10 protein-coding genes are annotated in these 14285 nt (G+C 71.6%); 8 read left to right on the top strand and 2 right to left on the bottom strand.

Annotated features, from left to right (window positions below):
- Nucleotides 1–69 precede the first annotated feature (69 nt).
- The 4 genes from ACU6WY_RS13775 to ACU6WY_RS13760 all read left to right on the top strand — a co-directional run bounded on the left by ACU6WY_RS13775 (nucleotide 70) and on the right by ACU6WY_RS13760 (nucleotide 4514).
- Nucleotides 70–1458 (top strand): glycine--tRNA ligase, encoded by a 1389-nt coding sequence (locus tag ACU6WY_RS13775; protein WP_483820207.1) that lies wholly within the window; start codon nucleotides 70–72, stop codon nucleotides 1456–1458.
- A 142-nt stretch (nucleotides 1459–1600) separates the two neighbouring features.
- Complete coding sequence (locus tag ACU6WY_RS13770; RefSeq protein ID WP_483820206.1) at nucleotides 1601–2611, top strand: ATP-binding cassette domain-containing protein; 1011 nt, start codon at nucleotides 1601–1603, stop codon at nucleotides 2609–2611.
- The gene (locus ACU6WY_RS13765) at nucleotides 2608–3411 is read left to right on the top strand and encodes an ABC transporter permease (protein ID WP_483820205.1); all 804 of its coding nucleotides are present in this window, start codon (nucleotides 2608–2610) and stop codon (nucleotides 3409–3411) included. The genes ACU6WY_RS13770 and ACU6WY_RS13765 overlap by 4 nt, the downstream gene beginning before the upstream one ends.
- A 104-nt stretch (nucleotides 3412–3515) precedes the next feature.
- On the top strand, nucleotides 3516–4514 hold the full coding sequence (locus tag ACU6WY_RS13760; protein WP_483820204.1) for an IS481 family transposase: 999 nt from the start codon (nucleotides 3516–3518) through the stop codon (nucleotides 4512–4514).
- Here ACU6WY_RS13760 and ACU6WY_RS13755 read toward each other — a convergent pair.
- Both ACU6WY_RS13755 and ACU6WY_RS13750 read right to left on the bottom strand, forming a co-directional pair.
- Nucleotides 4511–7348 carry an ATP-binding protein gene (locus ACU6WY_RS13755; RefSeq protein WP_483820203.1) on the bottom strand — a complete coding sequence of 946 codons (2838 nt, stop codon included), beginning with the start codon at nucleotides 7346–7348 and terminating at the stop codon, nucleotides 4511–4513. The two genes, ACU6WY_RS13760 and ACU6WY_RS13755, sit on opposite strands and share 4 nt — an antisense overlap.
- A 10-nt stretch (nucleotides 7349–7358) precedes the next feature.
- Nucleotides 7359–8366: a LacI family DNA-binding transcriptional regulator gene (locus ACU6WY_RS13750; protein WP_483820202.1), complete on the bottom strand. Its 1008-nt coding sequence runs from the start codon at nucleotides 8364–8366 to the stop codon at nucleotides 7359–7361.
- A 200-nt stretch (nucleotides 8367–8566) separates the two neighbouring features.
- Between ACU6WY_RS13750 and ACU6WY_RS13745 the strand changes: the two genes are divergently transcribed.
- From ACU6WY_RS13745 to ACU6WY_RS13730, 4 genes are read left to right on the top strand one after another with little or no spacing between them, the layout of a single operon-like run.
- Nucleotides 8567–9826 (top strand): MFS transporter, encoded by a 1260-nt coding sequence (locus ACU6WY_RS13745; RefSeq protein ID WP_483820201.1) that lies wholly within the window; start codon nucleotides 8567–8569, stop codon nucleotides 9824–9826.
- Nucleotides 9823–11445: an amidohydrolase gene (locus tag ACU6WY_RS13740; protein WP_483820200.1), complete on the top strand. Its 1623-nt coding sequence runs from the start codon at nucleotides 9823–9825 to the stop codon at nucleotides 11443–11445. Before ACU6WY_RS13745 ends, ACU6WY_RS13740 begins: the two co-directional genes overlap by 4 nt.
- Nucleotides 11446–11478: 33 nt before the next feature.
- Nucleotides 11479–12513, top strand: a complete 1035-nt coding sequence (locus ACU6WY_RS13735; RefSeq protein WP_483820199.1) for an agmatine deiminase family protein — start codon at nucleotides 11479–11481, stop codon at nucleotides 12511–12513.
- Nucleotides 12510–14204, top strand: coding sequence for an amidase (locus ACU6WY_RS13730; RefSeq protein WP_483820198.1), 1695 nt, complete (start codon nucleotides 12510–12512; stop codon nucleotides 14202–14204). Before ACU6WY_RS13735 ends, ACU6WY_RS13730 begins: the two co-directional genes overlap by 4 nt.
- Nucleotides 14205–14285 lie beyond the last annotated feature (81 nt).

Genomic DNA, 14285 nt, shown 5'->3' with positions numbered 1-14285 from the left:
GTCGCTCGATAAACTGGATGCCGCGCACTCGCGCTCGCACCCACAACTTTCCCGACCATTGGAGCCACCGTGGCCGAACAATCCCGCCTCGACAAGGTCATCTCGCTCGCGCGCCATCGCGGGTTCGTGTTCCAGGCCGGTGAGATCTACGGCGGTTCGCGATCGGCGTGGGACTACGGCCCCCTCGGCACCGAGCTGAAGGAGAACATCCGTCGCCAGTGGTGGCAGACGTTCGTGCGCGGCCGCGGCGACATGGTGGGCCTGGACTCCAGCATCATCCTGCCCAAGCGCGTGTGGGAGGCCTCGGGCCACGTCGCGACGTTCACCGACCCGCTGGTCGAGTGCCTGCACTGCCACAAGCGCTTCCGCGCCGACAACCTCATCGAGGACTTCGAGGCCCGCAAGGGGCGCACGGCCGAGAACGGCCTCGCCGACGTGCCGTGCCCGAACTGCGGCACGAAGGGGCAGTACACCGAGCCGAAGTCGTTCTCGGGCCTGGTCAAGACCTACCTCGGCGTCGTCGACGACGAGTCGGGCCTGCACTTCCTGCGCCCCGAGACCGCGCAGGGCATCTTCGTGAACTTCTCGAACGTGCTCACGGCATCCCGTCGCAAGCCCCCGTTCGGCGTCGGCCAGGTCGGCAAGGCGTTCCGCAACGAGATCACCCCCGGAAACTTCATCTTCCGCACGCGCGAATTCGAGCAGATGGAGATCGAGTACTTCACGCCCCCCGCCGAGGCGCAGGAGTGGTTCGAGCACTGGGTCGAGGCGTGCTGGAATTGGTTCGTCGACCTCGGGATCGACCCCGAGAACATGAAGCGGTTCGACGTTCCCGAAGACGACCGCGCGCACTACTCCGCCGGCACGATCGACGTCGAGTACCGCTTCGGCTTCCCGGGCAAGGAGTGGGGCGAGCTCATGGGCGTCGCCAACCGCACCGACTACGACCTCAAGAGCCACTCGGATGCCTCGGGCTCGAGCCTGACGTACTTCGACCAGGCCTCGGGCGAGAAGTACACCCCGTACGTCATCGAGCCGTCGTTCGGCCTGACGCGTGCGATGATGGCGTTCCTCGTCGACGCCTACGTCGAAGAAGAGGTGCCCAACGCCAAGGGCGGCACCGACACCCGCACGGTGCTCAAGCTCGACCCGCGCCTCGCGCCCGTGAAGGCCGCCGTGCTGCCGCTCTCGCGCAACGAGCGTCTGTCGCCGCTGGCGCGTGAGGTCGCCGACACCCTGCGCTCCGCGGGGTGGAACGTCGACTTCGACGACGCCGGCGCGATCGGCCGCCGCTACCGCCGACAGGACGAGATCGGCACCCCGTACTGCGTCACGATCGACTTCGACTCGCTCGACGACAACGCCGTGACCGTGCGCGACCGCGACACGATGGGCCAGGAGCGCATCCCGCTCGAGGGCCTGCACGCCTACCTCGCCGAGCGCCTGCGCGGCGCCTGAGAGCACCGACAGAGACCGGATGCCAGACCTCGGGGTCGTGGCATCCGGTCTCTGTCGTTGGTGGCCGGGCATGACAGCGCCGTGACAGCGCCCCCACCGCCGTGACAGCGTCGCGACAGGACCCTCGGCGCATCCTGTCGTCATGACCACCACATCCACCCGCGTTCCCGCGGTGCGAGCCGACGGGCTCGTGAAGACGTTCGGCTCGAACAGGGCCGTCGACGGCGTTGACCTCGTCGTCGAAGCCGGGACCGTCTACGGCGTTCTCGGCCCCAACGGTGCCGGCAAGACCACCACCATCAGCATGCTCACGACGCTGCTGCGTCCCGACGGTGGACGGGCCGAGATCTTCGGCCACGACGTCGTGCGCGAGGCGCACGTCGTGCGCCAGCTCATCGGCCTGACGGGGCAGTTCGCCTCCGTTGACGAGAAGCTCTCGGCCACCGAGAACCTCATGATCTTCGGCCGGCTCCTCGGCCTTTCGCGCGCCGATGCCCGCCGCAAGTCCACCGAGCTCCTCGAGGAGTTCGGCCTGACCGAGGCCGCGTCCCGGCCGCTCGCGAAGTTTTCCGGTGGCATGCGCCGACGCCTCGACCTCGCGGCATCCCTCATCGCCCAGCCGCCGCTCATCTTCCTCGACGAGCCGACCACGGGCCTCGACCCCCGCACCCGCGGGCAGATGTGGGACACGATCCGGCGGCTCGTCGCGACCGGCTCCACGGTCGTTCTCACGACGCAGTACCTCGACGAGGCCGACCAGCTCGCCGACCGCATCGCCGTCATCGACCGCGGACGCGTCGTCGCCGAGGGGACGGCCCTCGAGCTCAAGGCATCCGTGGGTCAGGCCTCGCTCGTGCTGCGCCTGAAGCCGGGCTCCGACCTCGAGGTCGCCCGTGCGACGGTCGGCCGGGTCCTGGATGCCACGGCCATCGTGTCTCCGGAGGCGGCGCGCCTCACCGTGCCCATGTCCGACCCCGACCAGGTCACCGACCTGCTCGTGGCCTTCCGCGACGCGGGCGTGCACCTGAACGAATTCAGCGTGCAGCAGCCGACCCTCGACGAGGTGTTCCTCACCCTGACCGGCAGCGGAGTGCCGGCCGACGACGACGCGGCGCGCGCGAGCGCCGCCGACCTGGAAGGAGTTCGCGCATGACCGCCATCACGATCCCCCGCGACCTGCCCCGCACCGCGGGGCTCGGGCTGACGTTGCGCAACACCCTCACGATGGCGGGCCGTGGTCTGCTGAAGATCCGTCGCACGCCCGAGCAGCTCATCGACGTCACGGTGCAGCCGATCCTCTTCACGCTGATGTTCACGTACATCTTCGGCGGCGCGATCGCCGGAGACGTGGCGAGTTACCTGCCGATCATCATCCCCGGCATCCTGGTGCAGACCGTGATCACCACCTCGGTCGTTACGGGTGTGCAGCTGCGCGAAGACATGGACAAGGGCGTGTTCGACCGGTTCCGGTCGCTGCCGATCGCCCGCATCGCGCCGCTGTCGGGCGCACTGCTCGCCGACACCGTTCGCTATGCGATTGCGACGACTCTGACCTTCGCGATGGGGTTCATCATGGGGTTCCGGCCCGAGGGCGGCCTCGGTGCGGTGGTGCTCGCGGGCCTCCTCGTGATCGTGTGCTCGTGGGCGATCAGCTGGATCTTCGCGTTCTTCGGCGTCATCGCCCGTAGCGCGTCGAGCGTGCAGGGCGTGTCGATCCTGATCCTCTTCCCGCTGACCTTCCTCTCGAACGCCTTCGTGCCGTCGAACACGATGCCCGAGTGGTTGCAGTGGTTCGTCGACATCAACCCGGTGTCGCACCTGGTCACCGCGGTCCGCGACCTCGTCAACGCCGGAACCCTCGGCGCGGACGCCGTCCTCTCGCTCGTCGGCGCGGCCGTGATCGTGGCGGTCTTCGCGCCGCTCACCGTCCGCGCGTACATGCGGAAGGCCTAGTTGTAGTGCCCAGGGACGTTGTTTGACCTGGTTGCCGTGATGTGACGAGAACCTCCCGGCAGAGTGGAGCTGCTACCGCTTCCGCTCTGAACCAGGAGGTTCTCGTGTCTCACGCTAATGCGGCGCTCACGCCGCGCCAAAGGCTTCGGCTTGCCCGGCAGATTGTCGATGACGGCTGGCCGGTCGCTGCCACCGCGCATTTCTTTCGGGTGTCATATCCGACAGCGGCGAAATGGGCTCGCCGGTATGTCGAACTCGGTCCCGAAGGCATGACCGATCGTTCGAGTCGGCCGCACTCGCATCCGAACCGAACGTCGCAGCCAGTGGTGAAGAAGATCGTGCACCTGCGGATCAGGAAGCGGCTCGGACCGGTCCAGATCGCTGGGCGGCTCGGGCTGAGCGCGTCGACTGTTCATGCGGTGCTGGTGCGTTGCAGGCTGAACAGGCTCACGCACGTTGACGTGCGGACGGGCGAGCCGGCGCGTCGTTATGAGCACGAGAGTCCGGGGTCTCTGATCCACGTCGATGTGAAGAAGCTTGGCAACATCCCCATCGGCGGTGGCTGGCGATTCGTCGGCCGAGCCCAAGGCATGAAGAACCGTGCGGCGACGGAACCGAACCGACGCAAGGGCAAAAACAGAGACCCGCTGATCGGCCACGCGTTCGTGCACACCGTCATCGACGATCACTCCCGCGTTGCCTACGCCGAGATCCATGACGACGAACGAGCTGACACCGCGATCGGCGTGCTGCGCCGAGCGGTCTCGTGGTTCGCCGACCACGGCGTGACCATCGAGCGAGTGCTCTCCGACAACGGATCGGCCTACCGGTCGCACGCCTGGCGGCACGCCTGCAACAACCTCGGGATCACGCCGAAGTTCACTCGGCCACGACGCCCGCAGACCAATGGCAAGATCGAGCGTTTCCACCGCACCCTGGCAGACGGCTGGGCCTACTCGAAGCACTACAACTCCGAGTCAGCGCGCCGGGCCGCGCTGCCCGCCTGGTTGCACTTCTACAATCACCACAGGCCCCACACCGCCATCGGCAAGCTCCCGCCCATCAGCCGGATCTCAAACAACCTGCCTGGGCACAACACCTAGTCGAGCAGTCGCCCCAGCAGATCGGCATCCACTTCTCCCAGAGGGATGCCGGGCGCGGGCGCCGGATCTTCTCCGGTGCCCGCGTCGAGGCGTTCCTGCACCCAGCGGCGGAACGGATCGTGGTCGTCGGCGCCCCCGCGGAGGGCGTCGGCGCGCGCGAGTGCCTCGGCGGCGACACCGGGGCGTCCGGAGGCGGCGTTCCAGCCCGCGACGGTCACCAGCACCGCGGCGACGATGGGATGATCGCGGGACTGCACCGAGACCGGAAGCGCCTCCCGCAGCGCCGCGTGCGCCTCGTCGATGCGATCGAGCAAGAGCAATGCCTGCGCGCGCTGCGCCCCGCACCACGCCGTAATCTGCTCCGGGAATCCGGGCTCGAGCTCGATGAGGTCCACCTCGCGCAGCGCCGCGGCACCGTTCCCCGCGGCGACCTCGACCTGCGCCGCCGTCATGCGGGCCTGCGCCAGGGCGCGCACGGAGCCGTCGGCGACGGCGACCGCGTCGATCTCGTTCGCGCGCTCCCGCGCCGCCTCGAGCCGGCCGAGACGCAACAGGATGCCGACCGCCTGCGCCCGCTGCTGGAGCAGATCGGGCACCGATGCGAGGCCCTGGACGGTCTCTTTCGCCCGGTCGATGATCGTCAGCGCCTCGTCGAGCCGGCCCGCCAGCACGAGCCATTCCGCCCGCAGCTGGCTCGCGATGCCGGTCGTCCACGGGTCGCCCACCTCGGTGGACAGGAGCAGAGCCCGCTCGCTCTCGACTCCCAGGGTCGCCACGTCCCCCTCGTTCTGGGCGGCCCCGGCGCGCAGCACGTGCAGAGTGGCCCGCGACCACGCCGGTGCGGCGCCCACCTCTGCGTCGGAGATGTCGACGTGCCACGTGCGGCCGGCCTGGCCGTCGCCGGCCGCCAGCACCGATTCGGCGAGGCGCAGCAGCGGTGCGATGAGCACGGTGAGCTCCGACGGATGCCGGCGGGCGGCCTCCTCGAGCTCGAGACGTCGCTGCGCGTAGCGCCCCGGGTCGATCGAGGCGGCGCGCCCGCGCTCGGGGAACGAGGCGGTGAACAGCGAGACCGCCTCCACGACGACGGTCGGCTCGTCATCGAGCGGGGCATCGGGCTCGGCCACCTCGACGAGCGCGTGCCGGAGTTCGTCGATGCGCTCCCGCACCGCCCAGGGCCAGAGCAGGCTCCGCAGCAGTCGCCGTGCCCCGGGGCGGTCGCCGGCCGAGGTTCGGGTGCGCAGCGCCGCGGAGAGGTTCTCCTCGTTGGCGTCGAACCACGCCAGGCCGGCCCGGAGCGCCGGTCCGCGCATCCCGCCCTCGGTGCGGGCGGCGAGGGTCGTCAGCACGTCGGCGGCGCGTGTGCAGTACTCGTTCTCCGCGCCGTCGGCGCGCAGGCGGTCGAGCCCGTACTCGCGGACCGTTTCGAGCAGACGGAACCGCCCGTCCCGCCGCACGAGCAGCGACCGGTCGACGAGGGCGTCGAACACCTCGGCATCCACGTCGAAAACCGCGGCGACGGCTCCCGCGTCGGCGCTGCCGATTCCGTCGGGGAACACCGCCGCGGCGCGCAGCGCGACCCGCTCGGCGTCGGTGAGGGTGTCCCAGCTCCCGTCGATGAGCGCCCGGAGCGTGCGATGCCGGTTCGGGCTCAGTCGGGGGCCGTTCGACAGCAGGGCGAAGCGATCGGCGAGGCCGGTGTCGATCTCGGCGAGCGTGAGGGTGCGCGCACGCGCGGCAGCGAGTTCGATGGCGAGCGGCAAACCGTCGAGCCGCTGCACGATGTTCTCGGCGACCGCGCGTTCCTCGGGCGTCGGCGCGGTGCCGCGGGCCGACCGCACGCGGCGGGCGAACAGCTCGTCGGCGTCGAGGGCGGGCAGGGGGCCGAGGTCGACGAAGGCCTCGCCGACCACCCCCAGCGGCTCGCGACTCGTGGCGAGAATGCGCAGGCCCGGCGCGCTCCGCAGCAGCGCGAGAGCGACCTCGGCGGCTTCGGCGATGACGTGCTCGCAGTTGTCGAGCACGACGAGCACGTCACGCCCCGAGACAGCGTCGAGCACACGCTCGCGGGAGGTCATCGGGACCGCTCCCGTGGCCTCGGTGAGCCGGATGCTATGCCCCACCGCACCCGCGAGAGCAGACCACACTTCGCCCGGTGTCGCCGGCGCGAGTTCGACGACGAGGACGTCGGGTGTGCCGCGCACGCTCTCGAGCGCCAGCGTCGTCTTGCCGGCGCCGCCCGGTCCGATCACGGTCACGAGCCGGTCGGTGGCGAGGCGGTCGCGGATCGCGTCGAGTTCGGCCGCGCGACCGACGAGCTCGGCGATTGCGGCCGGAATCGCGGGCGGTGCGGATGCCGGGACGACCGGGGCCCCCGCGGCGGCGAGCCTCTCCGCGTGTCCGCGGTCCTCCCACAGGTCGCGTATCAGCCAGTCGAAGCCCTCCTGCGGTATCCACGGGTCTCCGGACCACACCGTGAGCGCCTCGCGCGCGAGCGCCGCGTCGCCGTGCTGGCGGGCGGTGGCGACGAGGTCTTGGAAGCGCGTGACATCGACGTCGTCGCGCGAGAGCTCGAGTCGGTACCCGCCGGGCGTCGAGGTCACGAGGCCGGGCGGCAACGACCGCCGCAGTCGTGACACCAGCGATTGCAGAGCCGCACGCGGGTCATCGGGGGAATCCGACGGCCAGACGTCGTCGGTGAGGGCGCGGTACCCCACGGTGGTTCCGGCGTCGATGGCGAGACGCAGCAGCAGAGCCTGCTGCCCGCGTCCCGGGACCGTTGCCTCCTCCGTGCCCCACGACACGGAGAGGCCGCCGAAGAACCTCACCTGCACGGTGTTCACCCTAGGCCGGGAGTGCGCGCGTCGTACTCGCCCGCACGACGAGCCGCGGGTGCGTGACGCGGACACGGTCGTCGAGCCCCTTGGCCTCCCACACGTCCGCCAGGAGTGCGACGCATGCCGCGCCGAAATCGCGGGGTTCGAGGTCGAACGACGTGACGCTCGGGGTGAGCAGAGCGTGCATCGGCTCGTCGACGTACGCGGCGAGGAGCAGGTCGTCGCCGACGCGGCGCCCGGCGCGGGCGGCGGCGTCGAGCGCGGGTGCGGCCGACCCGCTCGGCACGACGACGAGCGCGTCGATGTCTTCGGTCGCGAGCACGTCGTCGACGGCGGCGGCGACCTCGTCGGCGGCGGGGACGAACGCGATGCGACGCGAGACCGGGATGCCCCCGCGCTCGGCGATCCCGTCGGCGTACGCGCGTGCGATGTCGTGGCTCCACGCGGTGCCGTCGGGGGGCAGCACCGCTCCGATGCGGCGGGCGCCCGCGTCGAAGAGGTGGTCGAGCAGGCGCATCATCGCCGCCGCGTGATCGGACACGACGCTCGCGGTGACCCGGTCGTCGCCGCCGACCAGGTGCTCGCCGCTGATGACGGGGCGTCCGGTGTCGAGGATCGCCCGGATGCCGGCATCCTCGGTCGTCGCATCGACCACGACGTAGCCGTCGACGAACGCGGTCGGCGCGGAGGTGTCGCCGGGGGCCCGGTGGGGCAGCAGGATGACGGAGAGCCCGAGGCGGTCGGCGGCATCCACCACGCCGAAGGCGAACTCGGTGTAGTACGGCAGCCGCGTCGACCCCGGGGGAAGATGCAGACCGACGGCGCCGTAGCGGGCGGTGCGCAGGCTGCGCGCGGGGACGTTCACGGTGTAGTTCAGCTCGCGCGCGACCGCGAGCACGCGCTCACGCGTTTCGGGCGAGACCCCCGGCTTGTCGCGCAGGGCGAAGGAGGCCGCCGCGATCGACACGCCCGCGGCGGCGGCCACGTCGTGGAGCGTCGGCTTTCGGGGGGTCACGCTTGCCGACGCTACCCGACGGTCCGGCGGGGTCTTGCGGTCGCGCCAACTTAAACGTTTAATGTCCCTGAAACACCACGGGCGCGCGAACCGAAACACCCGGTCCGTAGCCTCGGCCTCATCCGGTCGCGATCGACGACGATTCCGACCGGGGCCCCACCCCGCTCCGCCGGTCCGCCGGTGCTCCCGAAAGGTCTCCCGTGTCCTCCTCCACCCGCGACACCGCGGCGGTCGCCGCCGCCGGCTCGACCCGCGTGCCCCTGCGCCTCCCCACCGCGAGCTCGACGTTCATCGTCGGCATCGCCGGCTACCTCGGCGTCAACCTCTCGCCGTACATGATCATCGCCGTGCAGGAGGGCCTGGGCGCCGATGTCCTCACCGCCAGCTGGCTCGTCACCGGTGCCCTGCTGCTCACCGCGCTCACCGGCCTCGCCGTGGCTCCGCTGTGCGCCGGGCGGTCGCGCCGCACGGTCGCTCGCGCGGGTCTGGTGCTCGCCGTCGCCGGCTTCGGTCTCGCCGCCCTCGTCCCCGTCCTGCTCCTCCCGGGTCTCCTCGTCGGCGGAGTCGGCGCGGGTGGGGCGGTCGCCGCCTCGGGCGCGGCGATCGCGGCCTTCCGCAACCCCGACCGGGTCGCCGGCTTCTACGGCCTGGCCAACCGCGGCATCATCACCGTCGTGCTCGCGGTCGTCCCGATGATCGGCCTCGCCCCGATCGACGTGTTCGGGTCGATGGCGGTGTTCAGCCTCGTCGCGCTCGTGCTCGTGACGTGGCTGCCCGGCGCTCCCGCCGCCCCCGTGCACGCGGCGGCCGCGGCCGGTGCGGCGGTGCCGCTCGAGGTTCCGCCCACCGGAACCGTGCGCGCCGCGGCGAAGCCCTCGCGCACCGTCACGATTGCGGGCATGACGCTGCTGGTCGTCTTCGCGCTGTGGGCCGCGAGCGAGGACTCGCTGTGGGCGATGGTCGGGGTCATGGGTGCCGACCAGGCCGGGCTCACGCCCGAGGGCCTCGGCATCGCTCTCTCCGGAGCCACCGCGGGTGGCCTGCTCGCCTCGATCGGACTCATGATCGTGGGCGACCGCCTGGGTCGTGGCATCCCGCTCATCGTCCTGCTCGTGCTGGGCGGCATCCTGAAGATCGTGCAGGGCACGATCTCCGACCCCACGCTCTTCGTGGTCGTCTTCATCGTCTGGAACACCGTCTATGCGCTGGTCTTCGCCTTCTTCATCTCGACGTCGGCCGCGCTCGACGCCGACGGACGCTGGTCGGGCCCGCTCCTGGCCACCTACCTCGTCGGCTCGGCGCTCACGCCCGTGATCGGCGCGAACCTCGTCGCCGCCCTCGGCTACCAGGGCTTCACGATCGCCCTCGCGGTCGCAAGCTTCGTGCTCGCCGTGCCCGCCGGCATCATCGGTCTGCTGTCGCGCCGCCTCGAGCGTCAGGCGGCGGAGGTGGTCGCATGACCCGCACGCTCTACCGCGGTGGACGGATCTTCACCGCCGACCCCGCCCGCCCGTGGACGCACGCGGTGGCGTTCGAGGGGGAGCGCATCGTCGCGATCGGAGATGCCGCCGAGGCGGGGGGAGGCGCCACCGTCGACCTCGACGGAGCGGTCGTGCTCCCCGGCTTCACCGATGCCCACACCCACCTGCTGATGCTGGGGGCATCGCTCGGCCAGGTCGCTCTCACCGACGCGCGCACGCTCGGCGACATCCAGGAGCTGCTGCGCGAGGCCCGCGCCGCCGACCCCGATGCCCCGGCGCTCCGCGGTCGGGGCTGGCTCTTCGACTCGGTGCCCGGAGGAGCCCCGACGGCCGCGATGATCGACGCCGTCGTCGCCGACGTGCCGGTGTACCTGGATGCCAACGACTACCACTCCTGCTGGGTGAACACCGCAGCCCTCGCTGAACTCGGCATCACGCGCGACACCCCCGATCCGCTCGGCGGCACCATCGGCCGCGACGAGCACGGCGAGCCGAACGGCATGCTGTTCGAGACCGCGGCCGTGCAGTACGCCTGGGGTCAGCGCGATGCCTCGATGACGGATGCCGACCGCGACGAAGCCGTGGAACGGGTGCTGGCCGCGTACGCCGCCGCCGGGGTGACGGGCGTGGTCGACATGGCGTTCGACGAGCACGCGCTCGCCGCGATCGAGCGGGCGATCGAGCGTCACGGGGGAGAGCTGCCGCTGCGCGTGTCGGCGCACTGGCTCCTCGAGAACACCGGCGACCCCGATCGCAACCTCGCCCAGCTCGACCGCGTGGTCGAACTGGCCCGCCGCCCCGCGTCACCGTGGCTGCGGGTGGTGGGGGTGAAGCTCATCCTCGACGGAGTCATCGACGCGTGCACCGCCGCGATGGGCGCCCCCTACGCCGACGGCTCGAACGCCGAGCCGATCTGGCCGCTCGACGATCTCGCGCCGATCGTTGCGGCCGCGGACGCCGCGGGTCTCCAGATCGCGATGCACGCGATCGGCGACGCCGCGAGCGACGCCGCGCTCACCGCGATCGAGTGGGCGATCGAGGCGAACGGCGACATCCCCCGTCGCCACCGCCTCGAGCACCTGGAGTACGCCGCCCCCGGCACGGCCGAGCGGATGGCACGGCTCGGGGTGACGGCATCCCTGCAGCCCGTGCACGCCGACCCGGCGATCTTCGCCAACTGGGCCGCAATGCTGGGAGACGAGCGGGTGGAACGGGCTTTCGCGTGGCCCGAGTACGAGGCGGCGGGAACGCTGCTGGCCTTCTCGACCGACGCCCCGACCGCCCCGTACGACGCGCTCGCGAACATGTACGTCGCCGCGACCCGCGCCTCGGCGCTCGATCCGTCGGTGCCGGCGATCCATCCGCAGTACGCCCTGCCGTTGGAGAACGCGATCGGGCACGCGACCCGGGATGCCGCGGCTTCGGTCGGCGACGCCGAGTGGCGCGGGCGGCTGGCCCCGGGCTTCGCCGCCGACCTCGTCGTGCTCGACACCGACCCGTTCACCGCGGGCGCGGCATCCCTGCTCACCGCCCGCGTGGTCGAGACCCTCGTCGCCGGCCGTTCCGTCTTCACCGCGAGCACCCCTGAGGTGTTCTGACAGGATGACCACCTCACCCCCGAAGGAGCCTCAATGACCTGGCGCATGCCCAGCGAGACCGCCTCGCACACCCGCACGTGGATGGCGTTCCCGAGCGAGGGACCCACCCTGGGCGAGACGGATGCCGAGCGCGAAGCCGGTTACGCCGCCTGGGCGGCGGTCGCCCACGCCGTCGCCGACTTCGAGCCGGTGACGATGCTGGTCGACCCGAGCGAGATGGTCCGCGCTCGCCGGATGCTCTCGGGCGACATCGAGATTCTCGAGGCCCCGGTCGACGAATTCTGGCTCCGCGACTCCGGCCCGACCTTCGTCGTCGACCCCGAACGGCCCGGCGTCCTCGGGGCCGTCGACTGGGTCTTCAACGGCTGGGGCGACCACGACTGGGCGGTGTGGGCGAAGGCCGCGGATCACGCACGGATCATCGCCGAGGCCACCGGGGCCGAGCTCGTGCCCTCGCTCCTGGTGAACGAGGGAGGTGGCATCCACGTCGACGGCGAGGGCACCGTGCTCCTCACCGAGACCGTGCAGCTCGACCCGCGCCGCAACCGGTACGCCGACCGCTCCCGCGTCGAGGCCGAGATGCTCCGCGCGATCGGCGCCACGCACGCCGTGTGGTTGCCCCGCGGCCTCACCCGCGATTACGGCGACTTCGGGACGAGCGGCCACGTCGACATCGTCGCGACGCTCCCGTCGCCCGGCGTCGTGCTGCTGCACGACCAGCAGAACCCCGCGCACCCCGACCACGCCGTCTCGGCGGAGCTGCGGGCCTTCTTCGAAACCCAGACGGATGCCACGGGCCGCCCGTTCACGATCCGTGACCTGCCCGCACCGGCCACCGTGCGCGACGCCGAGGGCGACGTGGACTGGAGCTACGTGAACCACCTCGTCGTGAACGGCGGAGTGATCGCGTGCGGCTTCGGCGAGGAGGACGCGGATGCCACGGCCCGCGGCATCCTGGAAGAGGTGTACCCGGGTCGCCGGGTCGTGACGGTCGATGCCCGTGAGCTGTTCGCGCGCGGCGGCGGCATCCACTGCATCACGCAGCAGCAGCCGGAGGTGACGGCGTGATCGACGTCGTCGAGGCCTCGATCGCCGACCTCGCCACGGCCCTCGCCGAGCGCCGCACGACCGCCGTCGAGCTGGTCGAGGCGCACCTCGCGCGGATCGACGCGTACGACGGCCCCGACACCGCGACGAAGCTCAACGCCGTGGTGGTCCGCAACCCCGACGCGCTCGCCGAGGCGGCGGCATCCGACGCCCGTCGCGCCGCCGGGCAGGCGCGGGGGTTGCTCGATGGCATCCCGTACACGGCAAAAGACAGCTACATGGTGCGCGGTCTGACCGTCGCGGCGGGCAGCCCCGCGTTCGCCGATCTCGTCGCCCGCGACGACGCGTTCACGATCGCGCGCCTGCGCGGAGCCGGGGCCATCTGCCTGGGGCTGACGAACATGCCCCCGATGGCGAACGGCGGCATGCAGCGCGGACTCTATGGTCGGGCGGAGAGCCCGTACAACGGCGAGTACCTCACGTCGGCGTTCGCGTCAGGCTCGTCGAATGGCTCGGGCACCGCGACCGCCGCATCGTTCGGCGTCTTCGGCCTGGGCGAGGAGACATGGTCGAGCGGCCGCGCCCCCGCGGCGTGCAACGGCCTGTGCGCGTACACGCCCTCGCGCGGCGTGATCTCGGTGCGCGGCAACTGGCCGCTCGTCCCCACGATGGACGTCGTCGTGCCGCACACCCGCTCCATGGCCGACCTCCTCGCGGTGCTCGACGTGATCGTCGCCGACGACCCCGAGACGCGCGGCGACTTCTGGCGCGCGCAGCCGTGGGTCCCCCTGCCCGCGGCCTCGGAGGTACGGCCGGGGTCGTACGCCGGACTCGCGGCCGGAGCGTCGCTGGAGGGTCTGCGCATCGGCATCCCGCGCATGTTCGTCGGCACCGATCCGCTCGTCGGCACCGGCACCGCGGGGGTCGGTGGGCCGACGGGCGAGCGGATCGAGCCGCGGCCGTCACTCCTCGATCTGTGGGCGGTCGCTCGAGCCGACCTCGAAGCGGCGGGCGCGATCGTGGTCGACTGCGACTTCCCGCTCGTGAGCACCTACGAGGGCGATCGCCCGGGTGCGCCGACGATCCGCACGCGCGGGCTCGTGTCGGAGGAGTTCCTGCACCGCGAGATCGTCGACCTGTCGGTGTGGGCGTGGGACGACTTCCTCCGCGCGAACGGCCACCCCGGCCTGGCGTCGGTGGACGGGGCCGAGATCTTCCCGCACCCCGAGGGCGCCCTGCCCGACCGCTACACGGGCTTCGACGACGACATCGCGGAGTACCCCGCGCGCGTCCGCGAGCACCCGGTGGCGTCGTTCACCGAGATTCCCGAGCTGGCCGCGGGGCTTCGGGGACTCGAAGAGACCCGGCGCCGCGACCTCGAGGAGTGGATGGATGCCGAGCACCTCGACGCCCTCGTCTTCCCGACGCTCACCGACGTGGCGCCGTCCGACGCCGACGTGAATGAAGCCTCGGCCGACATCGCGTGGCGCAACGGCGTGTGGGTCGCGACGGGCAACCTCGCGATTCGGCACTGCGGCGTGCCGACGGTGACCGTGCCGCTGGGGACGCTCCCCGACATCGGGATGCCGACCGGGCTGACGTTCGCCGGCCGCGCGTACGACGACGCGGCGTTGCTGTCGATGGCGGCGGCGTTCGAGGCGCTGCGTCCGCGGCGGACGGTGCCGCCGCGGACGCCGCGCCTGGACGGGTAGGGTATGGCGTCGCGTTCGGGCGGGCCGTGTCGCGGCTTGAGGCACGATTCGCGCGGTGGGGCGTGGTCTTCCCGTCCCACC

The organism is Microbacterium sp. ZW3a (assembly GCF_057167165.1).
Note: the sequence above shows the minus strand (reverse complement) of the source record. Positions and strands in the feature narration are given on the sequence as shown.

Bases quoted from the DNA above. Each gene is read 5' to 3' on its own strand.
- ACU6WY_RS13770 (WP_483820206.1), top strand. From the start codon at position 1,601: ATGACCACCACATCCACCCGCGTTCCCGCGGTGCGAGCCGACGGGCTC.
- ACU6WY_RS13765 (WP_483820205.1), top strand. From the start codon at position 2,608: ATGACCGCCATCACGATCCCCCGCGACCTGCCCCGCACCGCGGGGCTC.
- ACU6WY_RS13740 (WP_483820200.1), top strand. From the start codon at position 9,823: ATGACCCGCACGCTCTACCGCGGTGGACGGATCTTCACCGCCGACCCC.
- ACU6WY_RS13735 (WP_483820199.1), top strand. From the start codon at position 11,479: ATGACCTGGCGCATGCCCAGCGAGACCGCCTCGCACACCCGCACGTGG.